Origin of the sequence: Desulfoscipio gibsoniae DSM 7213 (genome assembly GCF_000233715.2) — a bacterium.
Classification (GTDB): Bacteria; Bacillota; Desulfotomaculia; order Desulfotomaculales; family Desulfallaceae; genus Sporotomaculum; species Sporotomaculum gibsoniae.
This window is the reverse complement of the sequence record NC_021184.1, coordinates 2,691,359-2,716,883: the sequence shown is the minus strand read 5'-3', so window position 1 is coordinate 2,716,883 and position 25,525 is coordinate 2,691,359. Positions and strand designations below refer to the sequence as shown.

Below are 25,525 nucleotides of genomic sequence, written 5' to 3'. Positions count from 1 at the left end.
CACTTTTTTGTTGGGTGGTGACGGTATGTCATGGTGGCACAAAAAACCAAATTTTAAAGTGGTTTTACAATTGCTGCTGGTGGTTATGCTACTGTACTTTATTTACCTGATCCGGGGCATCTTTTTGTCGCTTCTGCTGGCGGTGGTACTGGCTTATCTTTTACACCCTCTAGTGCGCATGGTGGAGAGCCGGGGTACATCCCGGACTACTTCCATATTAATTATTTATGTCGCAATGCTCATTATAGTGGCGGGACTGGTATTGCATGGTATGCCGCATATTATCGCTCAGCTATATATGATCGTGGATGTGGTGCCCGGCTATACCACTCAGGTACAGGAATTTACGGCATCGCTGCAGGTTGAGTATGCCCGGGCCGGTATTCCCGATGCCGTGCGCCGAATCATAGACGAGCGCATTACCTGGTTGGAACAAATGCTGGTGCAAATGGCGGAACAAGTGGTGCAAATAATCATCGGCCTGGCCGGTTATGTTTTTAACATTATCCTGGCCCCGATTTTCGCCTACTATTTGCTCAAGGATGTGGAAATGTTCACCGAGCGGGCAGCCCTGTTCATCCCGTCCCGGTGGAGGGAGGATGTGCTGGACCTGGGCGGTAAAGTTAGCCGGGTGGTGGACAGTTTTATCCGGGGTTACTTGCTGGTGAGTGTAATTACAGGTGTTATGACCGGCCTGGCCATGGCCTTTTTTAATATGGAATTTGCACTGATGCTCGGCATATTCGCCGGTATTACCAATGTGATTCCCTACTTTGGCCCCTTTATCGGAGCCATACCCGCTATCGCCCTGGCCATGCTGGTTTCCAAGTGGATGGTAATAAAGGTAATCATTGCCTTTGTGGTGATACAGCAGGTTGAGGCCAGTATTATTTCTCCCAAAATACTGGGGGACCGGGTGGGGTTGCACCCGTTGTTTGTAATTCTTGTGCTGCTGGCCGGGGGGCAGCTTTTCGGGCTCACCGGTTTAATTTTAGCCGTGCCCGTAGCTGCTGTTTTAAGGGTCATTACTCTTTTTGCCATGGAAAGACTCTGGCCAGAATATAATTCGTAGTGCAATGACTATACCAATAGGCTGCACTTCTTGACATGATTTGTGCTAATTTTGTATAATTATAGCGCATATCAATACCGTAAAAATATGGGAAAAGGGCGAATCCAAGCACCGTGCACGCTGCAAAAAATCCCTTTCCTGCCATGCGAGATTGAAATAACTTAAATTTCGCCGCCAAACAGCGTTATTGTTTTGATAGAGCACAATTTCCCAGTGCCGGGAAATTGTTAATCAGGGTGGTATTGCGGAGCCTTTCCGTCCCTGGCCGGGGAAGGAAGGCTTTTTTGCTACCCGATATTATTAACAACATGCAATTCGAGGGGGTATTACTTTGACGGGCAAAGAAATAAGAGAAAAGTATCTTAAATTTTTCGAAAGCAAAGGCCACAAAATATTACCCAGCGCATCTTTAATTCCCCATAATGACCCCAGTATTTTGTGGACAGCGGCGGGAATGGTGCCCTTTAAACCTTATTTCACCGGCGCGGCCAAGCCTGAAGTGACCCGGGCCACCACCTGTCAAAAATGTTTGCGCACACCCGATATAGATGTGGTAGGGCGCACTGCCCGGCACCATACCTTTTTTGAAATGCTGGGTAACTTTTCCTTTGGCGATTACTTTAAGAAGGAAGCCATCAACTGGGCCTGGGAGTTTGTTACGGAACACCTGGGGCTGGCGGCTGAAAAACTATGGATAACCATATACGAAGATGATGATGAAGCCTATGGAATTTGGCGCGAAGATGTGGGCATCCCGGAAAACAGGATTGTACGCATGGGCAAAGACACTAACTTTTGGGAAATAGGGGTGGGCCCTTGCGGCCCGTGCTCTGAGATTTACTATGACCAGGGTAATGAACGGGGCTGCGGTTCCCCCGATTGCGCCGTAGGCTGTGATTGCGACCGTTACCTGGAAATATGGAACCTGGTGTTTATCCAGTTTTTCCGTGATGAAGAGGGCAACTACACAACTCTGCAAAATAAAGGTATCGACACCGGCATGGGCTTGGAACGGGTGGCCTCGGTGCTGCAAAATGTAAAAACTAATTTTGATACCGACCTGCTGCGGGATATTATGGATTTTACCGGGGAACTGACCGGCAATCGCTATGGTTCCAGCGATGACATCGACCTGGCGCTAAAGGTGATAGCCGACCATTCCCGGGCGGTGTCCTTTGCTATTTCCGATGGCGCTTTGCCCTCCAATGAGGGCCGGGGTTACGTGCTGCGCCGGTTGCTGCGCCGGGCCGTGCGCTTTGGCCGGGTGCTTGGCGTGGCTGAACCCTTTCTGTACCGGGTGGCCGGAGCGGTTATCGATAAAATGGGCGACACCTATCAAGATTTAGTGAAAAACCGGGAGCTGGTCACCAGGGTGATCAGAACCGAAGAGGAAAGGTTTGGGGAAACCCTGGCTCAAGGCACAGATATGCTCAGCAGGCTCATCCAGGAAGCTAGGCAGGCAGGACGGAATTACATTGATGGTGAGCAAGCTTTCCGGCTGTACGATACCTATGGCTTCCCCCTGGAATTAACCGAGGAAATCGCCGGGGAAAATGACCTGGTGGTTGATCAGGAAGGTTTTACCAGGGCCATGGAGCAGCAGCGCAACCGGGCCCGCAGTGCCCGGCAGGAAACCGAGTATATATCCGAAAAGGCTGCCCATTTGAAAAAATTACTGGAACAGACCGGCGAGACGGTATTTGTCGGCTATGAAACCCTGTCCAGCAAATCCATTATTAAGGCAATCTTTGTTGATGACCGCCAGGTGGAGCAGGCCGAGGCCGGCCAGGAGGTTGAACTGGTACTGGATATTACCCCCTGCTACGCTGAATCCGGCGGCCAGGTGAGCGACCATGCCAGGATAAACGCGGAGAGCACCGAGGTGGCTGTTGAAATGGTGACCAGGCCGGTGGAAGGACTGCACCTGCACCGGGGACGGGTACTCGGCGGAATTATTCGGGTCAATGATAAAACTACGGTGCAGGTTGACGCCAGGCGGCGCATGAATATCGCCCGCAATCACTCGGCCACCCACCTGTTGCATAAAGCCCTCAAAGAGGTGCTGGGTGAGCATGTTAACCAGGCGGGATCACTGGTGGCCCCGGACCGGATGCGGTTTGACTTTACCCATTTCGCCGCCATTGCCCCTGATGAGCTGGAACGGGTGGAACAAATGGTTAACGAAGCCATTTTAAATAATTTAAAGGTACAAACTGTGGAGTCCACCTTGGATGAGGCCAGGGCAATGGGAGCCATGGCTTTGTTTGATGAAAAATACGGGGACAGGGTCAGGGTGGTAAAAATGGGGGACTTTAGCCTGGAACTGTGTGGCGGTACCCACGTTGCATCCACCGCCGAGGTGGGTATGTTCAAACTGCTGGGCGAGAGCAGCGTTGGTTCGGGTTTGCGCCGGGTGGAGGCGGTCACCGGTCAGGGTGCTATGGACTACCTGCGGGCCAAAGAGGAGCAGCTTAACCTGATTGCCCGGGCGGTAAAGGCACCGGCCAATGAACTGGTACACCGGGTGGAAACGCTGGTGCAGGATTTGCGCAGCATGGAAAAGGAAACTGAGACACTGCGGGCGCGCTTGGCCCGTTATGAGGTGCAAAGCATACTGGATGCCGCCAAAGAGGTGGAAGGTATTAAAGTACTGTCGGCCCGTTCCAATGCTTCCGACATGGACAGCCTGCGGGCCATGCTGGATTTGTTAAGGGATAAAATGGGTTCCGGGGTTATTGTACTGGGTGCTGCGGCCACGAGCAAGGTTAACCTGGTGGCGGGAGTAAGTAAGGACCTGGTGAAACGGGGATTGCACGCCGGCAAAATACTCAAAGAAATCGCCCCCCTGGTCGGTGGTGGCGGTGGCGGCAGGCCGGACATGGCCCAGGCCGGGGGCAAGGATCCCGCCGGACTGGATAATGCACTGGAAAAAGTGTATGCATTGGTAACCAAGCAGGCGGCCAATTAATGGCCGGTAAGCAAGAAATTTAAAACCATTATTTGCTTTTATATATCGGGCGACATTATAATAAAAGTATACCCTGCCAACTTTACAATACGGTTTGGGTAAATATTTTGGGGGGTATTTCTTATGTCTAGGGAATCAACTGAGCATACCGTCATGTTCAAGGTCCAGGCTGAAGAAAACAAAGCCAGGGAAATCCTGCTCCAGGTTTATGCAGCGCTCAAGGAAAAGGGATACAATCCTATCAACCAGCTTGTAGGGTATTTATTGTCAGGTGATCCTGCATATATAACCAGCCACAACAATGCCAGGAGTTTAATTCGGCAATTGGAGCGGGATGAATTGCTTGAGGAACTGGTTAAAAAATATCTGGCTTCTTAAGAGCTACGAAAGAGAGTACGTGTAACATTGCAGTACAAAAAACTGGGTAATACTGAAATAACAGTATCCCGGCTTTGCTTCGGCACCCTGACCATAGGACCTTTGCAAAGGGGTTTGGATGTTGAAGCCGGTGCCGGGCTCATACGCCAGGCTCTGGAATTAGGGGTTAACTTTATGGACACCGCTGAAATATACGGCTGCTACCCCTATATTAAAGAGGCTATACGGGGCTTTCCGGATGCGGTTGTGGCGTCCAAATCATACGCGCCCACCGGGCCGGAAATGCAAAAAAGCCTGTATAAATGCCTTAAGGAACTGGGCCGGGATTACGTGGATATTTTCTTATTGCATGAACAGGAATCACTTTTTACCATCAAGGGGCACTGGGAGGCGGTAGAATACCTGGTTAAGGCCAGGGAAAAGGGACTGGTCAGAGCCATCGGCATCTCTACCCATTACGTGGCGGGGGTGCGGGCCGCCGCGTCCATTCCGGAGTTTGATATTATCCATCCCCTGATCAACCGTTCCGGCATCGGCATTGCCGATGGCGGGGCTAGGGATATGCTGGATGCCATTGCCTTTGCCGCTATGATGGGCAAAGGTATTTACGGCATGAAATGTTTGGGGGGCGGTCATTTGATACCTGAAATGGATAGCGCCATGGATTTTATACTGGCTGTGCCCGGGCTGACCGCGGTGGCCGTAGGTATGCAGTCCCCGGAGGAAATTAAATATAATGTCAGCAAGTTTTCAGGTATCATGCCCGATCAGAAACTGGTAGAGCAGCTGAAAGGAAAAAAACGCCGGCTGCACGTGGAGGATTACTGCCGGGGCTGCGGCCAGTGTGTGGAAAGGTGTACTGCCGGGGCGCTGGCCATTGTGGATGGACGGGCCCGGGTAAACATGGAGCTATGTAGATTGTGCGGTTACTGCGCATCAGTATGCCCTGATTTTTGCATCAAAGTGATTTGATGATTGACAGTGATGCCAGTGTCGGCATGCTATTTTGCTTATGAAAGGTTGAATAAAACTTGCGCATTATGGGCATAGATTTTGGCGATAGAAAAATAGGCATTGCTGTCAGCGACCTTTTGGGCTGGACGGCCCAGGGTGTTGATACGATAGTTCGCCAGGCGGGTTTGGAAAAAGACCTGGATAAAATAAAGGCAATAGCGCAAAAATATGAAGTGGAAAAAATAGTGGTGGGATTACCCCGTAATATGGATGGCACCACCGGTGCCCAGGGGGCAAAGGTGCTGGCATTTGCGGATCAAGTACACCGCCACCTGGGACTGCCTGTAGAAACATGGGATGAACGGCTCAGCACTGTGGCAGCGGAGCGCCTGCTGATCAGTGCGGATGTGAGCAGATCCAAACGCCGTAAAGTAATTGATAAAATGGCCGCCTCCATAATACTGCAGGGGTATCTGGACGCCCACGCCGGGTGATAAAGAATATATTGTCCGTCCAGTGATTTAAATTCTGTTGATAATGAGCATAACGCCGGTGTGAACGGGCATAGTAATTTATAGTAATCAATAATAACAGTCGTTTTATTGACATTTTTCATTTTTTTATATAGAATAGCCCTAACTTATGGAAAGAGGTGAATTATTTGCCTGAACAGGATGAAATTATTACTATAGTTGATGAGGAAAACAACGAGCACGATGTTATGATTTATGATATCGTAGAATTGGATGGAAACAGATACGCTATTGTGGTACCCCTGATAGATGATGAGGAAGATGTAGAGGACCCGGACGACGAAGGTGACGGGGACGCGTTTGTTTTAAAAATAGAACAGGACGAAGACGGCGAAGATATACTGGTGGAAATTGATGATGATGAATGGGAAAAGGTTAGAGACGCCTGCATGGAGGTATTGGAAGCAGATGAGGATGACCATTAATTTCAATAATCAATAGCTATAAAGCTGGACGAATAATAACATTCGTAGCCAGCTTTATTATTTTTTTAAAAGGGAGGCTATCCGGTGCGTCGAATTATTTTATTAATAGGTGCCATTGTTTTGATTGTGGCCGGCGTCATGTTCAGCTTTTCGGGCGCTTCCTTTGCAGTGAACAATAAAATTATTCCCGGTGTATATGCGGGTAGTCTAAACCTGGGCGGGCTGACCCGGGAACAGGCCCGTGAACAATTAGCTTCAATGGAGGAAAAACTGGCTAATACCCCGGTAGTCCTCAAGCACGCGGACAATACCTGGACTATGGAAGCCGGATCACTGGGGATAGCGCTGGATGTGGAAAAAACGCTGCAAAAAGCGGTAGCCCTCGGACACACCGGCTCAATCATTAACCAGTGGCGTGAGCAGCGCCAGGTAAAACATGAGGGCAGGCATATTGAGCCTGAAATGTCTGTTGACCGGGGTGTGCTGGAAAAAAAGACCGTGGCCGAAGCGGGCGATATAATCGTAGAACCGGTCAATGCAGGCTTTCGGATCACCCCTGCTGATCAGGTTGAAATAGTACCCGCCCAATCAGGCACCAGTATAGACTTTGACGCGCTGGAGAGGGAAGTTAGCGAATTGATGAAGGATGCAGCCGGAAAAGAAGGGGATAGTAATGACGACGAGGTTGGTGTGGTGGAATTGCCGCTATTAACTATTCAGCCCCAGCGCACCACCGAAGACATAGAGGCTATGCAGATCAACGGCCGTATTGCCAGGTACGCCACACAATTTGATGCCGGGCAGGCGGGGCGTACATACAATATCAAAGTAGCCGCTGCCGCCCTGGACGGGGTGCTGCTGGCTCCCGGGGAAGATTTTTCATTTAACCGGGTGGTGGGACCGCGCAGCTCGGAGGCCGGTTATAAAAATGCCAATGTCATAGTCAATAACGAACTTGTTCAGGGTCTGGGCGGTGGTGTCTGCCAGGTTTCCTCCACGCTTTACAATGCTGTGCTGCTGGCCGATTTAAAGATAGCCGAGCGCAATAATCACACGCTGCCGGTGGCCTATGTGCCCATGGGACAGGACGCCACCGTGGTTTATGGAGCCATTGACTTCAGGTTTGTCAACAATCAGGAAAACTATATTTATATCAGCTCGCTGGTGGAAGGTAACACTTTGATCATTAAAATATACGGCAACGTAGAGACCGCCCCCCGGGTGGAGGTGGCCAGCTGGGTGACTGAAACCATAAAGCAGCAAATCATCTATGAAAAAGACCCTAATTTGGCAACCGGGGAGCAGGTGGTCAAGCAAAAGGGTAACAATGGGTTTAAAGTAAACACAGTCAGATACGTATGGAAAAACGGTGAAAAAGTGACTGAGCAGCTGCCGGTAAGTTATTACCACCCTGTTAACCGCATTGTGGCGGTGGGCACCGGCCAGGTTAAACCTTCCGTGGTAGTGCCGCCTGACAGTGCCGTTACTCCGGTCAACCCCGGTGAAACTGATGAACCATCACCGCCGGTGTCCGACAACGGGGACTCGGGTGAGGGTGTCGATCCGGCACCATCGGTATCCGATGACGGCAACTCAGATGATCTTGGGGAGCCACCCGTGAACAGTAATGATCAAGATATAGAGTGCGACGACTCGCCGCCTGAAACCGAAACGGTACCTGATCCGGCGACCGTTGCAATACCCGGCCGGGTATCCGACCCGGTGCCATCTAGCTGGTACCGGGTGTTGAAAGTTGAAAGTTGAACGGCCATAGGGGAAAAGGATAATCTCTTATGATCCGATAAGTAATTTTTTCTTTATTTTACCCAGTCTGTATCATTAATAGAATAGTGTATAATATTACTAAAATCGGTAACAAAACAAAGTGAAGCACAAAACAGAAAGGCTGTAGTATGTCTTATAAATATTTAACAGGTAAGTGTGACAGAAGAAGACATTATATATTTGTTTGGCGCCCGGTAAATATGTTGGTTGTCCTTGCGTTGTTGCTGCTGCTGGGCGGGCTGGTGCTGCGGAACTCCTTAATGCCCGTTAATGTGCAAAAGGCGATGGAAATTTCAGTGTCAGTGCCCCAAAACGCTTCTACAGTCCAAATTGCCGCCATATTGGAGGAAGAAGGTGTAATTCGCAGCGCCAGGGCCTTTCGTTTATATGCCCGGGTACAGGGGTTGGACGGGGCTATGAAGCCCGGTGTATATAAATTGAGCACCGCCATGCCTGTGTCGGGAATTATCGGGATGCTAACCAAGGGGCCGCCGGACAGGATTAAAATAACTATACCCGAAGGCTATACAGTGGTTCAAATAGCTGATTTATTACAACAGCAGGGGATTGCCGACCGGGATGCTTTCTTGCAGGCCCTTGACCGCTTACGGCAGCCCGTCTTTTTGCAGCAAGTTCCCGTAAGCCAGTGGGGTTTGGAGGGTTATCTTTTCCCGGACACCTATTACCTGGGCTCGCAAACCGGTGTCGATAAAATTGTGGAAATGATGTTGAAAAATTTCGGCCAGGTGATAGAGGAACATGACTATGTCCGGCAGGCCGAAGCCAGGGGGCTGACGCTGCACGAAGCTGTAACTATTGCCTCCATGGTGGAGCGGGAGGCACGGGTGGCCTCGGAAAGGCCCCGCATCGCCGGGGTGATCTTCAACCGGCTGCAGCTGGGCATGCCCCTGCAGATAGACGCCACAGTGCAATACGCCCTGGGTGAGACTAAAGAGAAGCTGTTGTATAAAGATTTACAAGTGGATTCACCATACAATACTTACAAGATCAACGGGCTTCCTCCCGGCCCCATCGCCAACCCCGGCTGGCCTTCGATGCTGGCGGTTATCCAGCCTGAGAATAACAATTACCTTTATTACGTGGCCAAGCCCGATGGTACGCATGCCTTTTCCAGCTCACTGGCCGCTCACAATGCCAATGTGCAAAAATACCAGTAAATAAAAAATGGGGATGATGGTTTGGTTGGCAGTTTGATAAAACCTGAAATACTGGCACCGGCGGGCAGCCCTGAAAAACTTAAATTTGCCATAGCTTACGGGGCCGATGCCGTTTACCTGGGGGGTACGGGGTTTGGCCTGCGGACGGCCGCGGCTACCTTTGACCTAACCTCTATGGCCAGGGCGGTGAAATATGCCCATAGCCAGGGGGTAAGGGTTTACGTTGCCTTGAATATTTTTGCTCATAACCGCGATATAGAGGCCCTGCCCACATACATAAGTGAACTGGCCGGCCTGGGAGTGGACGCGGTTATTGTATCCGACCCGGGAGTGCTGTCCCTGGTGCGGGAACTGGCACCGAACTTAAAGATACATATCAGCACCCAGGCCAATACTACCAACTGGCGCAGCGCCCGGTTATGGGAAGAGTTGGGGGCAGAACGTATCGTGCTGGCGCGAGAGCTTAGCCTGGAGGAAATTAAAACCATAGGCAGCCATACCGGTGTGGAATTGGAGGTCTTTGTGCACGGGGCCATGTGTGTTTCCTACTCGGGGCGCTGCCTGCTGAGCAATTACATGACGGGCAGAGGCGCCAACCAGGGAGATTGTGCCCAGTCCTGCCGCTGGAAATACCAACTGGTGGAGGAAAAGAGACCGGGGGAATATTTTCCGGTCATGGAGGACGACCGGGGTACTTATATACTGAGTTCACGGGACCTCTGCCTGCTGGAACACCTACCCGGTCTGGTTGAGGCCGGAGTAACGTCCTTTAAAATTGAGGGTCGGGTGAAAAGCATTCACTATGTAGCCACCATCACTAGAGTCTATCGCCAGGCGCTGGACGCCTACTGGGCAGACCCGGATAATTATTGCGTTCGACCCGAATGGCTGGAGGAAATAAGCAAAGTAAGCAACCGTGAATATACCACCGGTTTTATAACCGGCATCCGGCCGGGGGAAACCCCGCCTGTTTATTCCATCTACCAGCGCCCGTATACATTTGTGGGCGTGGTGCTGGGCTATGACGAACAGCGAAGTGTGCTGCTGTTGGAGCAGCGCAACCGGTTTATGCGGGGGGAGACGCTGGAAATTCTGACCCCGGGGCGGGAAACATTCGCCCTGGAAGTAACTGAGATTATTGATCTGGAAGGAAATTCCCTGGAAGCGGCACCGCACCCGCGCCAGACGGTATACCTACCCTGGCCGCGCCCGTTACCACAAATGTCGCTGCTGCGCCGGGCGGAACATGTATAAAACCCCTGTACCAAGGGTCACCATATTAATAATGGTGCTTCTTGGAAAGGGGTTTTATTTTTGCTGCCGAAACGCCGGCGCCGTATGGTAGCTTCCTTTTGGCTTATCGTGCTGGCCTTTGGGCTGGTTTTAGCTCACCTTTATCAAATACAGCTGGCCCAGGGCTATAAATATGCCCGGCAAGCCTTCCAAATAGGGAGCCAGGGAATAGCCCTGGAACAATTTGCCCGGGGGGAAATAACTGACCGGCAGGGACTTTCTCTGACCGGTGGTTACTATGCCAATCGAGTGGCGGTTATCCCCGCGCTGATGGATGAAAAAGAACACTGTTTACAGCAGCTGGCTGATATTTTAAATGTTAACGTAAACCAGTTGAAAGACCGGGCGCAGCGGGGCGCTTTTTATATTGACAGAACGCTGGGTGCCGGCACCTGTGCAGAGTTACAAAATACTGATTTGCCGGGGGTATATTTACTGCCGGTATACCAGCGTTATAGCGATAAGCCGCTGGCTGTGCACATAACCGGGCACATTGGTAAAATATCCAGCCGGGAGCAGTTTGAGCAAATGCAAGGCGCGGGCAGTAAGGCGTATCTGTTGGGTGACTGGGTGGGCCAGTCCGGCCTGGAGTATTTCTATGAACAGCAGCTGAAGGGAACTCTGGCCAAGCGCTGGGCCAGGGTGCCGGTAGATGCCCTGGGCAGGGTAATCGAAGGACCGGGGCTGTTGGTGGAAAGCTCGGACAGTGACCCCGGTCGCCTGAACGTAGTTACTACCATTGACGGGAACATACAGCGCATTGTGGAGGACGTCATGGATGAGCAAATTGCCACCGGGGCGGTGGTGGTGATGCAGGCAGGTACCGGTGATATACTGGCTATGGCCAGCCGGCCCGGCTATCATCCCGAGTTTTTTCAGGCGGTGTCTACGATAGACGAAATGCCCGGGGAGTTGTTTGTAAATCACTGCACAGCGTTGTTCCAGCCCGGCTCAATCTTTAAAGTAGTGCTGGCCGCAGCCGCCTTGGAAGAGGGCTTGGTGCAACCGGCCACTGTTTTTAACTGCGCCGGTGCTGCTGCCCGGCCGGTACGCTGCTGGAACGCTGCAGGGCATGGCCTCATAAGTTTTGAGCAGGCCTTTGCCGAGTCCTGTAACCCTACCTTTGTGGAAATCGGGCAACAACTGGGTGCCGATGCTATCATCAAATATGCCGCAATCCTTGGGCTGGATAAACAAAAAATAACCGGTTACCCTGTACCGGCTGACACCAGACAGGATTTGTCGCTGATTGCTGAGCCGTATAGCTTGGCCAACTGCAGTGTCGGCCAGGGTCCGGTGCTGGTTACGCCCGTGCAGGTAACGGCGATGATGAACACTATAGCCAGTGGCGGCATATACTATACACCACGTTTGGTAACCGGTTTGAGCGATCACAGTGGCCGCCTGGTGCAGCAATATAGCGCCGGCCGGCCGGAACAGGCGATTTCTCCTGCTACGGCCGTCCAACTGCAGGCATTATTGCGCGGGGTTACTGAATCGGGTGTGGGGCAAAAAGCTTTTCTACCAGGTGTTGGGAGTGCTGGTAAAACGGGCTCAGCCCAGGTAGACGGGTATGACGATGATAAGGTGGATGCCTGGTTTACCGGTTACGTGCCTGCCGACAGCCCACGGTATATCATCACCGTGCTGGTGCAGGGCGGCAAAAGCGGCGGTGACACAGCTGCGCCGGTATTTCGTGAAATAGCGGCCCGGAGCATGGAGGTTACCTTATTACCTAAATGAAGTGACAGAGGTATTATATTATTAGAATAAGGCATTTAGTTGCCGTTAGTTGCCGTTAGATAAAGGATATTTAAGGCTACACTATTAAAGGCAACTAAATGCTGTAATATATAGGGATTTTCCATTTGCATTATGGCAACTCATATAGATATAATAAGTTGTCACCTAATCGTAAATTCGTAAATGTTAAACTATGAACCGGGCCTGGGTTACATAGTAACTTAAAACAGTGAAAAATACTTAGATTATTTGAGAATCGTTATTTTATTGTGTGATCTCCGCTGTATTTACGTTATACATTTAATCTTCCAATTACCGAATTTGACCTCTATGTATGCGTAAGTGAGGTATATGCAATTTGGTAATACTGGATAGGCAGGCTATAGCTGACGATAAGGAATTAACCATATATGCATGTCTGCTAGAGTATAATTTCTAGTTATCTGTTTATCTGGATAATATAGTTAGTTTAAAAAAGTTAAAGCCTGACCCCAAGGAGGTATTTATGGTTATTTATAAAGATGTAGCACCTGAGGATTGGAACGACTGGCGCTGGCAGCTGCGCAACCGGATTACCAGCGTGGAAAAGCTGCGGCAGGTGTTGAAAATAACGGATGGTGAAGCAGATGAGATCAATCGCTGTCTAAAGTGCTTTCGCATGGCTATTACCCCGTATTATGCAAGCTTGATGGATCCCGGCAGCAAGGATTGTCCAATCAGGCGGCAGGCTGTGCCAGTGGTTGACGAGCTTAACCATGATGATGCTGATATGAGCGATCCGCTGCACGAGGACGTGGATTCGCCGGTACCCGGCATCACCCACCGCTATCCTGATCGGGTGCTCCTTCTGGTAACCGATCAGTGCTCCATGTACTGCCGTCACTGCACGCGGCGGCGGATGGCCGGGGGTAATGACCGGGCACTACCCAAAGCCCAGGTGGACAGGGCTATTGCTTATATCCAGAATAATAAAAAAGTGCGGGATGTGTTGATTTCGGGCGGAGATCCCCTGACTTTGTCTGATGACAATCTGGAATACATCATCAGCAGGCTCAGGGCCATCAAGCATGTGGAAATTATCCGTATTGGTACCAGGATGCCGGTGGTGCTGCCCCAAAGGATCACCCCCGAGCTATGCAATATGCTGAAAAAATACCACCCGCTGTGGATTAATACCCACTTTAATCATCCCAAGGAAATCACTCCCCAGTCCAGGGAAGCCTGCGAGCGCCTGGCCAACGCCGGCATACCGCTGGGCAACCAGTCGGTATTGCTGAGGGGAGTCAATGACTGCCCCAACTTAATGAAAAGGTTGCTGCAAAAACTAATGACCATTCGTGTGAGGCCTTACTACTTGTACCAGTGCGATTTGTCCAGGGGCATAGGACATTTCCGTACTTCGGTGGGCAAGGGCATCGAAATCATGGAAAACCTGCGGGGACATACCACCGGTTTGGCCGTACCTACCTATGTTATAGACGCGCCGGGGGGTGGAGGCAAAATTCCCGTGCTGCCCCAGTACCTGATATCCCGCTCGGATGACCAAGTGGTATTGCGCAATTTTGAAGGTAATATATATTCCTATACCGAACCGGCAGCGTATCATAAAGGGGATTGCCAGTGTGAAGAATGCCGGAAGCAAAAGGGGAAGACCAGCCTTGGACCGGCCGGGTTGATGAAAGACCGGGAAGTGGTCATGAAAATCCATCCTGCTAAAAAAGTTGCCGGCTAACTATTTGGATTAGATTACCGTTTAACTATTAGAGCTTGTTTGAAAATGTAGGCTTTGGAAACGGAGCTTATTCAAAAACAAGTGCGTACCGCAGAAGCCGAGCCAACGAAGAAAATCGAAATGGATTTCGTGCGGACTATTCGAACAGACTTTATTAGGATTAGACTATTATATGTAATTTACTTGAAAAGTGCCATTAGATTTTGATAATTGAGCTGGGAGGTTATAAATGTTTGCGCCGCAAAAGCAACCTGTTATTTTTAAAGAAAGTAAAGATTTTACCGTTAATATGCTTATAGACGACTTCAGCAAGCGAGCCTGGGTCAGTGACTATGCATACGGCAATGCCGGGTCACTGACCCGGTTTATTACCGACACCTGCACTGCTTACGGGCTGGAAAAAATTATTTTTCCAGCCCGGGAAGAGCACTATTATGATTTAAAAAGGCAGGGATTTGCCATGGAAGGTTGGATTGACGGCTATCTTAATGGATGCACGGCATATTTTCTCACAGCTTACCTGGACGACCGCCGGGCCCGCAGCGCCAGTCTGCACAAATACCTGGAGCAAATCCAACACATTACCGGCCGGTCAAAACAAAACCCCGCTCCTTTGCCGCCCGACCACAAGTTTTGCACTCCATCCACCCGGGACATACCCGCCTTAACCAGCGTATTTAAACAAGTGTTTGCCACTTATCCCAGCCCGGTAGATCAACCCGATTACCTGACCGCCGTTCTGGGCAAAACCGCACTATTCAAAGCGGTAAAACACGGGCAGAGCATAGTAAGCGTGGCTGCGGCCGAAGTAAACTGGACCAACGGCAATGCGGAAATTACCAACTGTGCCACATTACCGGCCAGCCGTGGTGCCGGTTTTATGCTTGGTATAATTAGTGAACTGGAAAAGGAGTGCTTGGGCAAGGGAATAAAATGCCTGTATAGTCTGGCCAGGGCTTCCTCCTACGGTATGAACCTGGTATTCCACCGGCTGGGCTACCGGTTCAGGGGTACGCTGATCAATAACTGTCACATCAGTGGGGGTTATGAGGATATGAATATCTGGGTCAAATATTGCTGCTAACAATAACCGCAACAACAAAAGATACCTTCTCCCGTGCAGATTGACTAATTAGCTGTATTATAGTAGGATAATAGTAATACTAATGTTGCCTTTATATAGAGATAATTGTACTAATTTGCACTAATACGGGAGTGTCTATGATGATAGTGAGAGGCGAACAAATTCGGGCATTGCGGGAAGAACGTGGCTACACACTGCAAGATTTAGCCAAACGGGCCAATCTGTCCCTTTCGTATCTCAGCGAAATAGAGAGGGGTTCCAAGAGACCTTCTCTTAAAACTATTGATAAACTTGCCGCTGCCCTGAATGTATCCAAAACTCAGCTAATTAAAGGGGATGTTACCGATACGGGACTATCCATGGGGGATAAAATTCGACTGCTGCGTTCGGAAAAAAATTTATCCCTGCAGGATTTAGCCCAGCGTGCGGAAATATCCCTTTCTTATTTGAGTGAAATAGAAAGGGGTGCTGTTTTCCCCGCCCTGAGCACCTTAAAACGCATCGCCGAGGGCCTGGAGGTGTCCGTGTCTTCCATTATGGGGCAGGAGGGCTCACTGGGTCACAAATTAAAGGCGCTGCGGGAGGAATACGGTCTCACCCAGGCCCAGCTGGCCAATCTGGCCGGGGTTACCGCAGGTCTCATCGGCCAAATAGAACACGGCAAAGTACAGCCTTCTTTAAAAACGCTGGAAAAACTATCCGAAGTAATGGGGGTTTCCCCATGTTACTTTATCATGGAGCCTGGTGCAGTGGACCAAATGTTAAGCTTAATGAACCCGGAACTGCGGGAACTACTGATGCATCCCAATGTACAGGCAATTTTAAATCTGGTGTGCAATCTCAATGAAAAGGAATTGCAGTTTATTTTAAATTTTATCCAGCTGTTCAAAAGATCAGAAATCTCCTGATCACGCAGCATTCTTGCTCATTGCCTAATTAGCTACTTGTCAAAATAAACATCTATATATTAAAATATAGTCATATAGAAGGTAAAGGAGTAATTGTATGGCTGCCAGGGTTATCAAGGCTTTGTGCATCGGGTGCGGGGTGTGTGCGCAGATGTGCCCCCATGGGGCTATAGCTGTGCTGGTCAAAACAGCCAGTGTGGACAGCATGCTGTGTGATGAGTGCGAGGAGTGTGTATTTGCCTGCCCCAACGGGGCAATTACTATTTAAACTATTAATACCGACATTACAGTAATGTATTTTCGCCGGAGGAGGATTTAAAATGCCTACCTATGATTTTCGCTGTGCCCAGTGCGGGCACAAATTCACCGTGCTGGTGAGTATCAGTGATAAAGATAAGGTTACCTGCCCCAACTGCGCCGGTAAAAAAGTGGAGCAACTGTTCACGGGCTGTGCAGTGCGAACCGGCGGCGGTGGCGGTTGTGATATGCCGACCACCGGCGGTGGATTTGGCGGTGGCTGAGGAATATAATAAACCGGCCGTGGGCCGGTTTTTTGTTGCCTAACAACCATGATTATTTAATCATAACCTTCTCATGAAAATAGATTTTTCAATCATCAGCATGCTCCATAATTTTAAAGCATTGGTAACCATTTTCTCATTAAATTTATAGAGTCCAGTCTGAAAATTGAAAATGAAAGGGTAATTGCGATAATATGTAGAATAAATTGTATAGTGTTATTTTAATCTTATTTGCTTTTGTACTGCAAGCTCAGTCAGCAATACACCAAAGTACAGATTATAATGTATTAAAACAGCGATAATTATTACTGATAGGAGTTGGGCATCCCGTTGTTACATCAAGCGACAGGTATCTCTGCGGCAATACTGGCGGGCGGTAAAAGCGCCCGTATGGGTACCGACAAGGCACTGCTGAAAGTGGGGCAGTATTACATAATAGAGCGCATTACCGGTGTTTTAAGAACGCTGGTGGATGAAATACTGATAGTGACCGACCGCCCTGAAATGTATGCCAAGTATGGGGATAAAACCACCAAAGATATTATGCCCGGCCATGGCCCGTTGAGTGGCATTCACGCCGGACTTGTGCGGGCCGCCCACCCATGGGTGCTGGTGACGGCTTGCGATATGCCGTTTATCAGTGCTCCGCTGATCCGTTTAATGATCCGGTACGCACCGGATTATGATGTTGTGGTGCCCCGCTACCGGGGATATCCCGAGCCGCTGTGTACAATATACGGCAAGGGGTGCATTGAAATTATTGAACAGCGCTTGACCCAGGGGTTGAATAAAACAACCCGCTTGTATGAAGATTTTAGAGTCAGGTACATTGAGGAAGAAGAAATGTCGTCCGTGGAACCACACCTGGAAAGGGTTTTCTTAAATTTAAACACACCTGAGGACCTAAAAAAAGCACAATTATGGAGTGCCTTGTAGTGGACCTGTAAGCACAATTATAGGGTATCAGGTAATGCCTGGTGTTGAAATTATAATTTAAAAAAGGTTACAATATACGGGTTGGTATTGTGTGCTATTTTAACAGCCAAGGAGATTTAAATGTTGCGTATTTTTTATCCCAACATGTATGTTCCCTCAATATTGGACATTAATCCGGAAGAACTTCAGAAACAAGGCATTACTGCCATATTGCTGGACCTGGATAATACTATAGTACCCCGGGACCGGGATAAGTTTTCCCCTGAAATAAAGGCGTGGCTTACCGGCATGCTGCAGAAAGGTTTTAAATTGTGTATCGTCTCCAACAACGGCACGTCCCGGGTAAACACCTTGGCCGGACCGCTTAAGATACCCTGCGTGGTCAGGGCGGTAAAACCCATGCGCCAGGCTTTTAGGCGTGCCCTGGAATTGCTTGATGCCACACCTGAGGAAACCGTGGTCGTGGGCGACCAGATATTTACGGATATCTGGGGCGGGAACAGGTTGGGTATGTTTACCATACTGGTGGTGCCCATGCCCGGCAAAGAATTCTGGGTTACCAAGTTAATCAACCGGCGCCTGGAGAAAGTGGTGCTGGCCCGCATATCCCGCCTGGTATCCCATAAAGATAAACAGTATTATGTTAGGTAAAGGTTGAAGTCAATGATTAATCGTCATTTTAGTGAATCATGCAAGGATAAACATTTTGTCAGGTAGATGAAGGGGGTTACGCGTGATTGGTTTACGGTAAAGCTGGTGAAGAGGTTGCCGGTCAAGGTGTGACGGCAGGTGGCGTGACCTCCGGCAATATGGAAATCGACGGTGAAACCCTTGTATACGGCATTATCGGTAACCCGGTGAGCCACAGCTATTCACCGGCCATGCAAAATGCGGCGCTCCGCGCTTTGGGATTAAACGGCGTATACGTGCCCTTCAGCCCCGGGCGGGAAAACCTGGTGCAGGCCGTGGCGGGTCTGCGGGCGCTGGGTATAGCCGGGGTTAACGTTACAGTACCATATAAAGAGGCCGTTATCCCCTATCTGGATGAGCTGACGGAAACGGCTGCTCTGTATGGCGCGGTAAACACCATTGTCAACCGGCAGGGCAGATTGACCGGACATAATACAGACGGCCCCGGGTTTATAAAAGATTTGCGAAAAGACTATGGTCATGACCCCTCCCGGGGCCCGGCCCTGGTTTTGGGGGCGGGAGGCTCGGCCCGGGCTGTGGTGATAGCCCTGGTGCAGGCGGGGTGCCCGGAACTGGCCCTGGTTAACCGCAATCTTGACCGGGCCCGGGCGCTGGCCGACTACGTAGCCGTTAAAACAAACTTTAAAGTACAGGTCCTGGAGTGGGATTCGGGTAACCGCCACCTGGCGGAATTTGTCCGGCGGGCTGCGCTGGTGGTCAACTGCACCCCGCTGGGCATGTCGGGCAAAAGCGGGGGTGATTGGCCCTTGCCCGCGGGGCTGCCCGGCAGCGGCCAGCTGGCCTACGATCTGGTATATAACCCGCCCGTGACACCGTTTATGGCCAGGGCGACCGGTAACGGTGCGGCGGCGGCCAACGGCCTGGGCATGCTATTGCACCAGGGGGCTCTTTCCCTGGAGGCGTGGACCGGCCTGACGGCCCCCCTTGGGGTAATGCAGCATGCATTGCAGCGGCAGGCCGGCGTTTAAGGTTTGGTATATATTAGGTATATATTAAGCATATATTAGGCATTTAAGAAAGGATGGATGATTTAATTGCTCCGTTGCCTTACAGCCGGGGAGTCTCATGGCCCTTCGCTTACCGCCGTATTGGACGGTATACCGGCGGGCCTGTCCCTGCAGGCTGAATACATAGACAAACAGTTGGCCAGGCGCCAGGGCGGTTACGGGCGAGGTGGCCGGATGAATATTGAGCAGGACCACGCCTCTATAACCTCCGGAGTGCGGGGAGGGCTGACCACGGGGGGGCCGGTGACGCTGGTGCTGGCCAATAAGGACTGGGAGAACTGGAGCCGGGTAATGGCGCCGGGACCTGAGGCCGATCTGGCGTCCCGCACTGTAACGCGGCCACGTCCCGGGCATGCTGATTTAACCGGGGCTATCAAGTACGGCCACCAGGACATGCGCAATGTGCTGGAACGCTCCAGTGCCCGGGAAACAGCGGCCCGGGTGGCCGCAGGCACAGTAGCCCGCCGGCTGCTGGATGAACTGGGCATTGTACTGGTGGGCCAGGTGGTACAAATAGGTAGCGTCAAGGCGCCTGGAACAGCACTGGATGCATCCCACCAGGATGCGGGAAAACTTGCCGAAGCGGTGGCCCAATCTCCGGTATACTGTGCTGACCCCGATGCTGCCGGGGCCATGGTGCGGGAAATAGACCGCGCCAGAGCCGAGGGGGATTCCCTGGGCGGTATTTTTGAAATAAAGGTTTTAGGACTGCCCCCGGGCCTGGGCAGTTACACCCAGCGGGATCGCACCCTGGACGGCCGGTTGGCCGGTGCGCTGATGAGTATCCAGGCCATCAAGGGTGTTGAGGTGGGCGCTGGGTTCAGCGCGGCGGCCACCAGAGGCTCAGAGCTGCACGATGAAATTTTTTATGACCCCGGCCGGGGCTTTTACAGGCAAACTAATAACTCCGGGGGCATTGAAGGCGGTATGTCCAACGGCGGGATACTGCTGCTGCGGGCGGCCATGAAACCCATCCCCACCCTGTATAAACCCCTGCGCAGCGTGGATATAAAAACCAAACAGCCATTTGAGGCATCGGTGGAGCGGTCGGACACCTGCGCTGTGCCCGCAGCCTGCGTGGTGGGCGAGGCTGTGGCGGCCTGGGAACTGGCCGTGGCGGTGCTGGAAAAATTCGGCGGCGATACTATGCGGGAAATCAAGGAGAGAGTAAGCCTGTATCGCGATTATGCAAAAGGTTTTTGATTTTGACATAAATTTAGATGCTTTTAGAGTAACCGGAAAGGATACTAATGAAAAAAAATATAATTTTAATTGGCTTTATGGGTACCGGCAAATCATCGCTGGGCCGGAGGCTGGCCAGGCGCCTGGGCTATAAATTTATCGATACCGATAGTGCCATTGAAAAGGTAACGGGTAAAACCGTGGCGCAAATTTTTCGCAAAGACGGTGAAATCAGGTTTCGCTCGGAGGAAAAACTGCAGGTTCGCAAACTGTCCGGCCAGTCCGGGCTGGTGGTGGCCACTGGCGGCGGTACGGTGCTGGATCAGGAGAACGTGGATTTACTTAAACAAAACGGTATATTTATTTGCCTGCGGGCTGATCCCGAAATTATCTTGCAGCGGGTAAAAAACAAAAAGCGCCGGCCCCTGCTGAGCCGGGGCGACCTGTGGGAAAATATTACCAGGCTGCTTAAAGAGAGGGACAGTTCCTACGAAATTGCCGAGTTGACAGTAGACACAGGTAAGCTCAGTTTTGATGAGGCGCTGAACCAAATAAGAAAATTTTTACAGCAACAAGGATACCTGTAAATTATCTAAAATGATAATCTTTTATTTATTTTATCGTTGGCAAAGAATGCCTTTATGGGGGTCTACAATGAAAGAAGTCGGTATTGATTTAGGCACTCGCTCCTACCGCATTATAACAGGCAGCGGCTTGCTGGATCGCGCCGGTGAGTTGGTGGCCGCTCTGCCCGTTGGCCGCAAAGTGCTTCTGGTTACTAATAACACGGTGGGCCAAATTTACGCCGGGCGGGTGGCCGACAGCCTGGCCCGGGCGGGCCTGGAAGTAATCCCGGTCGAGGTGCCCGATGGCGAGCAGTACAAATCGCTGTCCAGCGCAGAGCTGCTGTACGACCGTGCCTTTACCGCAGGCCTGGACCGGCGCTCACCCGTGTTGGCCCTTGGCGGCGGGGTGGTTGGGGACCTGACCGGGTTTGTGGCGGCCACCTATATGCGGGGTGTACCCTTTGTGCAGCTGCCCACAACATTGCTGGCCCAGGTGGACAGCAGCGTGGGGGGCAAGGTGGCTGTAAACCATCCCCGGGGCAAAAATATTATCGGTGCATTTTACCAGCCCGCGCTGGTTATTTCAGACACTGCTACGCTGTCCACTTTACCCGGGCGGGAATTGCAGTCCGGGCTGGCTGAAGTGATTAAATACGGTATCATCGGCGACGCTGTGTTTTTTACATGGCTGGAGGATAATATACAGCAAGTGCTGGCACTGGAACCCGGGGCGCTGGCGCATGTTGTTGAACAATCCTGTATCAACAAAGCCCGGGTGGTGGAACAGGATGAAACCGAACAGGGCACCAGGGCCATGTTGAATCTCGGTCACACTGTGGGCCATGCCATTGAAGCTCTGGCCGGCTACGGCCGTTACACCCATGGTGAGGCAGTAGCCATAGGCACTGCAGTGGCGGCACAGCTCGGGGTGGATATGGGTATGCTGTCCCGGGAGGGGGCGGACAGAATCACCGGCTTATTGCGCCGGGCCGGCTTGCCCATCACTGTACCGGCGGAGCTGGCCACCCCGGATATTATCACCGCCATGTATGGGGATAAAAAGACTGTTGGCGGCGCTATAACATTTATTATTCCGGTGGCCGTTGGCCGGGCGGTTATTCACCCCAACACATTGGAGGAACATATCAGTCGGGCTATTGAGGCGGCACGCGTAGATAATTGAATTTCAAATTAAAATGGGCTAAAAACACACTTATTGACTGTATACTAATATAGTAATTTATCGAAAGATTATTTTGTAGGATATATATTTGAACGTCTTATTCCGAACGGAAAGCAACGTACTGATGCGTTGCTTTTTTATTTTTATTTTTAAACCTACTTATAAAAGATGGCCATATAGCCATCATGATCCATAAATTCTAGTTTATGGAGATATTTTTCGTTAATAAAAGACTTTAAAAAGCAGGATATGCCATACATTTAGGAGAATTTACCTTAAATTGATATATTTTAACTTAACATTAGTTATTATGAAATTTTGTTAGTAATTAAACTATCTATGTGAGCAAAACTATCTGTTTACTTTTGTATAAGCATCTTGTTATTAAGTTGGATTTTTTTATTTTTCCTTAATTGGTACAATGTAGCATTTTGGATCAGGCATTTGTTGTTCAAATAAATAATAATTTGAATTTTTAGGGGATTAGTGATATTTATAAACAAATACATAAACCTTGAAGTTTAAGTAGCTTCCAATTTGACACTGCATATGGGGTTAACTGGTTATGATGAATTGGCAAACGAGAAACCTGTTGGGCACCTGTCTGGTCAAAGAAGGCGTGATTAGCCAGGAGCAGCTGGATCAAGCGCTGGAAAAACAAAAAGCAAGCCCAAACAAAGAAGATAGTCTGAGTAAAATACTGGTCAGAGACGGGCATTGCACCGAAGATGATATTGCCAGGGTAACCGCCAAAAGGGCGGGTGGTTCTTATATTACCCTGGATAGTATAACTATTGATCCCGCTGCCGTGGCAACAATGCCTGTGACGGCTTTTAAAAAATATAAAGCTCTGCCCGTAGCCTTTGACGGGGACAAGCTTGTGGTGGCCATGAAGTACCCTGATAATATCGTGGCCATTGATGACTTACAGATTATGACCGGCTTTGATATCAAGCCCGTAGTGGTACCTGATAGTGAGCTGGAGGCGGCCATCGAAAAATACAGCCGGGTGGGCCTGGATTTTGAGTATCTAAATGATGAAGAGCAGCAGGAAGAAAATATTAATATCGAAACCGATGACCAGACTTCCAGGCCGGCCGTACAAATCGCCCACATGATCCTGGACCAGGCTGTAGGCTCCAGGGCCAGCGATATACATATCGAACCTTACGAAACTTACCTGCGGGTGCGTTTCCGGATTGACGGGGTGATGCACGATATGATGCAGCTGCCCCGTAAAATACACGCGTCGCTGGTATCACGAATTAAAATTATGGCCAGCATGAATATCGCGGAACGGCGCATACCCCAGGACGGGCGCATGTCCCTGACAATAGAAGGTAAGCCCATTGACGCCCGGGTAGCCTCGCTGCCGGCCAGTTTTGGCGAACGCCTGACCCTGCGGCTGTTGGATCGCTCGGCCAAAATCATCAGCCTGGAAGAACTGGGTATGGCTCCCGAGATGCTGCGCAGGTATCGACAGGTCTTAGACCTGCCTTATGGCTGTATACTGGCCACCGGTCCGACGGGCAGCGGCAAGAGCACTACGCTGTTTGCCAGTCTGGCTACTTTGGACAAGGTGGCCAAGAATGTCATAACCGTGGAGGATCCCGTGGAATACCGGATGGAAAGCGTAAACCAGGTGCAAATCAACACCAGGGCCGGCCTGACCTTTGCCTCGGGACTTCGTTCCATACTACGCAGCGACCCGGATATCATCATGGTGGGGGAAATCAGGGACCAGGAAACAGCCAAACTGGCTATTGAATCAGCCCTAACGGGCCACCTGGTTTTTTCCACCCTGCATACCAACGACGCGGCGGGGGCTGTAAGCCGCCTTACGGAAATGGGCATTGAACCTTTCTTGACTTCATCTGCACTGGCATGTGTACTGGCCCAGCGTCTGGCCAGGGTGCTGTGTCCCAACTGCAAGGAACCTTATGAGATAGACCGGAGGCAGTTGGAAAGGGTATCCGGTTTTCCACTGGCCGAAAATGAAACCAGGGTAAAGTTATACCGCCCGGTAGGCTGCATGCGCTGCGGCAATACCGGCTTTAAAGGCCGGATAGGTATATATGAGCTGCTTTTTAACACCGAAACAATCCAGAAGATGGCGTTGGAGCGCAAATCAGCCAGCGATATTAAAAAGGCGGCCATCGCCGAAGGCATGGTGACACTGCGCCAAGACGGCCTGGATAAAGTTAAAAAGGGGATTACATCCTTGGAAGAGATAATGAGGGTGATCGTATGAATGGGCAGCAATTGCCTGACCTTAACAAAATCCTGACCCGAACGGTGGAAATGAATGGTTCGGACCTGCATATCAACGCCGGCGTACCTCCGGTGGTGCGGGTTAACGGGACACTGGAAAAAATGGCGGATGTGGTTAGTCTTACAGCCCAGGATATTGAAGACATGGTTTTCCCCATCCTGGAGCTCAATCACCGGGAAATACTGGAAAAAGAATTGGAGCTGGATTTTTCTTATTCTGTTCCCGGGGTCAGTCGTTTCCGGGGCAACATCATGTGGCAGCGCGGGACGCTGGCAGTCAACTTCCGAGTGGTGGCCATGAATATTCCCCGTTTTGATGACCTGGGCCTGCCCCCGGCGGTGGCGGACCTGGCCGGGCTGCCCAGGGGCATGGTGCTGGTCACCGGTGCCACCGGCAGCGGTAAGTCCACCACCCTGGCGGCAATCATCAACAAGATCAATGAGGAACGCGCCCTGAATATTGTCACAGTGGAAGATCCCATTGAATTTTTGCACAGCAACAAACAATCCATCATCAAGCAGCGGGAGGTGGGCAGCGATACCCACTCCTTCGCGGCTGCGCTGCGGCACGTCTTGCGCCATGATCCGGACGTTATTCTAATCGGCGAAATGCGGGACACCGAAAGCATCTCCATAGCTCTTACCGCCGCTGAAACCGGGCACTTAGTTTTTTCCACCCTACACACCCAGACAGCGCCACTGGCCATCCACCGTATTGTTGACGTGTTTCCGGAAGGCATGCGCAGTCAGATCAGGCAGCAGCTGGCCGATTCCTTGCAGGGTGTCATTGCTCAACAGCTGGTGCCCAGGACAGATGGTAAGGGCAGGGTGGCCGTCATAGAATTGCTGCTCACTACCTCGGCGGTAAAAAATTTAATTCGCGAAAGTAAGGAACACCAGCTCTATACAGTGATGCAAACAGGCCGCAATCTGGGTATGCAGACCATGGACCAGGCCCTGGCCGGATTATGTATGGCAGGCCAGATATCCAGGGAAATGGCCCTGGCCCGTGCCGTGGATAAAGTGGAGTTGGAACGCGCCCTGCGCAGAACTTCCTTTTAGAAAGCAAGGGGATGATTCTTTTGCTTCCGTCCT

General features: G+C 50.8%; 23 protein-coding genes. All 23 read left to right on the top strand.

Annotated elements, in window-relative coordinates:
- Positions 1 to 25 precede the first annotated feature (25 nt).
- The 23 genes from DESGI_RS12815 (at position 26) to DESGI_RS12705 (ending at position 25,492) form a co-directional block, all read left to right on the top strand.
- A complete protein-coding gene (locus DESGI_RS12815; RefSeq protein WP_006521814.1) occupies positions 26 to 1,072 on the top strand; it encodes an AI-2E family transporter in 1,047 nt (348 codons plus the stop codon).
- Between the two features lie 331 nt (positions 1,073 to 1,403).
- Positions 1,404 to 4,040 (top strand): alanine--tRNA ligase, encoded by a 2,637-nt coding sequence (gene alaS, locus DESGI_RS12810; RefSeq protein ID WP_006521813.1) that lies wholly within the window; start codon positions 1,404 to 1,406, stop codon positions 4,038 to 4,040.
- Positions 4,041 to 4,163: 123 nt separating this feature from the next.
- Positions 4,164 to 4,418 (top strand): IreB family regulatory phosphoprotein, encoded by a 255-nt coding sequence (locus DESGI_RS12805; RefSeq protein WP_006521812.1) that lies wholly within the window; start codon positions 4,164 to 4,166, stop codon positions 4,416 to 4,418.
- Between the two features lie 27 nt (positions 4,419 to 4,445).
- Positions 4,446 to 5,390: an aldo/keto reductase gene (locus DESGI_RS12800; RefSeq protein ID WP_006521811.1), complete on the top strand. Its 945-nt coding sequence runs from the start codon at positions 4,446 to 4,448 to the stop codon at positions 5,388 to 5,390.
- Positions 5,391 to 5,449: 59 nt separating this feature from the next.
- On the top strand, positions 5,450 to 5,866 hold the full coding sequence (ruvX, locus tag DESGI_RS12795) for a Holliday junction resolvase RuvX (RefSeq protein WP_006521810.1): 417 nt from the start codon (positions 5,450 to 5,452) through the stop codon (positions 5,864 to 5,866).
- A 167-nt stretch (positions 5,867 to 6,033) separates the two neighbouring features.
- Positions 6,034 to 6,330, top strand: a complete 297-nt coding sequence (locus tag DESGI_RS12790) for a DUF1292 domain-containing protein (RefSeq protein ID WP_006521809.1) — start codon at positions 6,034 to 6,036, stop codon at positions 6,328 to 6,330.
- An 84-nt stretch (positions 6,331 to 6,414) separates the two neighbouring features.
- Positions 6,415 to 8,094, top strand: a complete 1,680-nt coding sequence (locus DESGI_RS12785) for a VanW family protein (protein WP_006521808.1) — start codon at positions 6,415 to 6,417, stop codon at positions 8,092 to 8,094.
- 149 nt (positions 8,095 to 8,243) lie between these two features.
- The gene (gene mltG / locus DESGI_RS12780) at positions 8,244 to 9,293 is read left to right on the top strand and encodes an endolytic transglycosylase MltG (RefSeq protein ID WP_006521807.1); all 1,050 of its coding nucleotides are present in this window, start codon (positions 8,244 to 8,246) and stop codon (positions 9,291 to 9,293) included.
- 21 nt (positions 9,294 to 9,314) lie between these two features.
- A complete protein-coding gene (locus tag DESGI_RS12775) occupies positions 9,315 to 10,547 on the top strand; it encodes a peptidase U32 family protein (protein ID WP_006521806.1) in 1,233 nt (410 codons plus the stop codon).
- A 60-nt stretch (positions 10,548 to 10,607) separates the two neighbouring features.
- Positions 10,608 to 12,329, top strand: a complete 1,722-nt coding sequence (locus DESGI_RS12770) for a peptidoglycan D,D-transpeptidase FtsI family protein (protein ID WP_006521805.1) — start codon at positions 10,608 to 10,610, stop codon at positions 12,327 to 12,329.
- A 505-nt stretch (positions 12,330 to 12,834) separates the two neighbouring features.
- Positions 12,835 to 14,061 (top strand): lysine 2,3-aminomutase, encoded by a 1,227-nt coding sequence (gene kamA, locus DESGI_RS12765; RefSeq protein WP_006521804.1) that lies wholly within the window; start codon positions 12,835 to 12,837, stop codon positions 14,059 to 14,061.
- Positions 14,062 to 14,290: 229 nt separating this feature from the next.
- Positions 14,291 to 15,145 (top strand): putative beta-lysine N-acetyltransferase, encoded by an 855-nt coding sequence (gene ablB, locus DESGI_RS12760; protein ID WP_006521803.1) that lies wholly within the window; start codon positions 14,291 to 14,293, stop codon positions 15,143 to 15,145.
- A 140-nt stretch (positions 15,146 to 15,285) separates the two neighbouring features.
- Entirely contained in the window at positions 15,286 to 16,053 is a 768-nt protein-coding gene (locus DESGI_RS12755) for a helix-turn-helix domain-containing protein (RefSeq protein ID WP_041284886.1), read from the top strand.
- 97 nt (positions 16,054 to 16,150) lie between these two features.
- Positions 16,151 to 16,321, top strand: a complete 171-nt coding sequence (locus tag DESGI_RS12750; RefSeq protein WP_006521801.1) for a 4Fe-4S binding protein — start codon at positions 16,151 to 16,153, stop codon at positions 16,319 to 16,321.
- Positions 16,322 to 16,373: 52 nt separating this feature from the next.
- Positions 16,374 to 16,574, top strand: coding sequence for an FmdB family zinc ribbon protein (locus DESGI_RS12745; RefSeq protein ID WP_006521800.1), 201 nt, complete (start codon positions 16,374 to 16,376; stop codon positions 16,572 to 16,574).
- 330 nt (positions 16,575 to 16,904) lie between these two features.
- Positions 16,905 to 17,510 carry a molybdenum cofactor guanylyltransferase gene (mobA, locus tag DESGI_RS12740; protein WP_006521799.1) on the top strand — a complete coding sequence of 202 codons (606 nt, stop codon included), beginning with the start codon at positions 16,905 to 16,907 and terminating at the stop codon, positions 17,508 to 17,510.
- A 120-nt stretch (positions 17,511 to 17,630) separates the two neighbouring features.
- Complete coding sequence (locus tag DESGI_RS12735; RefSeq protein WP_006521798.1) at positions 17,631 to 18,161, top strand: YqeG family HAD IIIA-type phosphatase; 531 nt, start codon at positions 17,631 to 17,633, stop codon at positions 18,159 to 18,161.
- An 86-nt stretch (positions 18,162 to 18,247) separates the two neighbouring features.
- Positions 18,248 to 19,189, top strand: a complete 942-nt coding sequence (locus tag DESGI_RS12730) for a shikimate dehydrogenase (RefSeq protein ID WP_006521797.1) — start codon at positions 18,248 to 18,250, stop codon at positions 19,187 to 19,189.
- A 66-nt stretch (positions 19,190 to 19,255) separates the two neighbouring features.
- The gene (aroC, locus tag DESGI_RS12725; protein ID WP_006521796.1) at positions 19,256 to 20,431 is read left to right on the top strand and encodes a chorismate synthase; all 1,176 of its coding nucleotides are present in this window, start codon (positions 19,256 to 19,258) and stop codon (positions 20,429 to 20,431) included.
- A gap of 47 nt (positions 20,432 to 20,478) precedes the next feature.
- Entirely contained in the window at positions 20,479 to 20,997 is a 519-nt protein-coding gene (locus tag DESGI_RS12720; RefSeq protein ID WP_006521795.1) for a shikimate kinase, read from the top strand.
- Between the two features lie 67 nt (positions 20,998 to 21,064).
- Entirely contained in the window at positions 21,065 to 22,159 is a 1,095-nt protein-coding gene (gene aroB, locus DESGI_RS12715; RefSeq protein ID WP_006521794.1) for a 3-dehydroquinate synthase, read from the top strand.
- 565 nt (positions 22,160 to 22,724) lie between these two features.
- Positions 22,725 to 24,410: a GspE/PulE family protein gene (locus DESGI_RS12710; RefSeq protein WP_041284885.1), complete on the top strand. Its 1,686-nt coding sequence runs from the start codon at positions 22,725 to 22,727 to the stop codon at positions 24,408 to 24,410.
- Positions 24,407 to 25,492 carry a type IV pilus twitching motility protein PilT gene (locus tag DESGI_RS12705; RefSeq protein ID WP_006521792.1) on the top strand — a complete coding sequence of 362 codons (1,086 nt, stop codon included), beginning with the start codon at positions 24,407 to 24,409 and terminating at the stop codon, positions 25,490 to 25,492. The genes DESGI_RS12710 and DESGI_RS12705 overlap by 4 nt, the downstream gene beginning before the upstream one ends.
- Positions 25,493 to 25,525 lie beyond the last annotated feature (33 nt).

What these genes read in the sequence shown, in the direction of transcription:
- DESGI_RS12815 (WP_006521814.1), top strand. Translation starts at nt 26, where the DNA reads ATGTCATGGTGGCACAAAAAACCAAATTTTAAAGTGGTTTTACAATTG.
- DESGI_RS12805 (WP_006521812.1), top strand. Translation starts at nt 4,164, where the DNA reads ATGTCTAGGGAATCAACTGAGCATACCGTCATGTTCAAGGTCCAGGCT.
- mltG (WP_006521807.1), top strand. Translation starts at nt 8,244, where the DNA reads ATGTCTTATAAATATTTAACAGGTAAGTGTGACAGAAGAAGACATTAT.
- kamA (WP_006521804.1), top strand. Translation starts at nt 12,835, where the DNA reads ATGGTTATTTATAAAGATGTAGCACCTGAGGATTGGAACGACTGGCGC.
- ablB (WP_006521803.1), top strand. Translation starts at nt 14,291, where the DNA reads ATGTTTGCGCCGCAAAAGCAACCTGTTATTTTTAAAGAAAGTAAAGAT.
- DESGI_RS12755 (WP_041284886.1), top strand. Translation starts at nt 15,286, where the DNA reads ATGATAGTGAGAGGCGAACAAATTCGGGCATTGCGGGAAGAACGTGGC.
- DESGI_RS12750 (WP_006521801.1), top strand. Translation starts at nt 16,151, where the DNA reads ATGGCTGCCAGGGTTATCAAGGCTTTGTGCATCGGGTGCGGGGTGTGT.
- DESGI_RS12745 (WP_006521800.1), top strand. Translation starts at nt 16,374, where the DNA reads ATGCCTACCTATGATTTTCGCTGTGCCCAGTGCGGGCACAAATTCACC.
- DESGI_RS12735 (WP_006521798.1), top strand. Translation starts at nt 17,631, where the DNA reads ATGTTGCGTATTTTTTATCCCAACATGTATGTTCCCTCAATATTGGAC.
- DESGI_RS12720 (WP_006521795.1), top strand. Translation starts at nt 20,479, where the DNA reads ATGAAAAAAAATATAATTTTAATTGGCTTTATGGGTACCGGCAAATCA.
- aroB (WP_006521794.1), top strand. Translation starts at nt 21,065, where the DNA reads ATGAAAGAAGTCGGTATTGATTTAGGCACTCGCTCCTACCGCATTATA.
- DESGI_RS12710 (WP_041284885.1), top strand. Translation starts at nt 22,725, where the DNA reads ATGATGAATTGGCAAACGAGAAACCTGTTGGGCACCTGTCTGGTCAAA.
- DESGI_RS12705 (WP_006521792.1), top strand. Translation starts at nt 24,407, where the DNA reads ATGAATGGGCAGCAATTGCCTGACCTTAACAAAATCCTGACCCGAACG.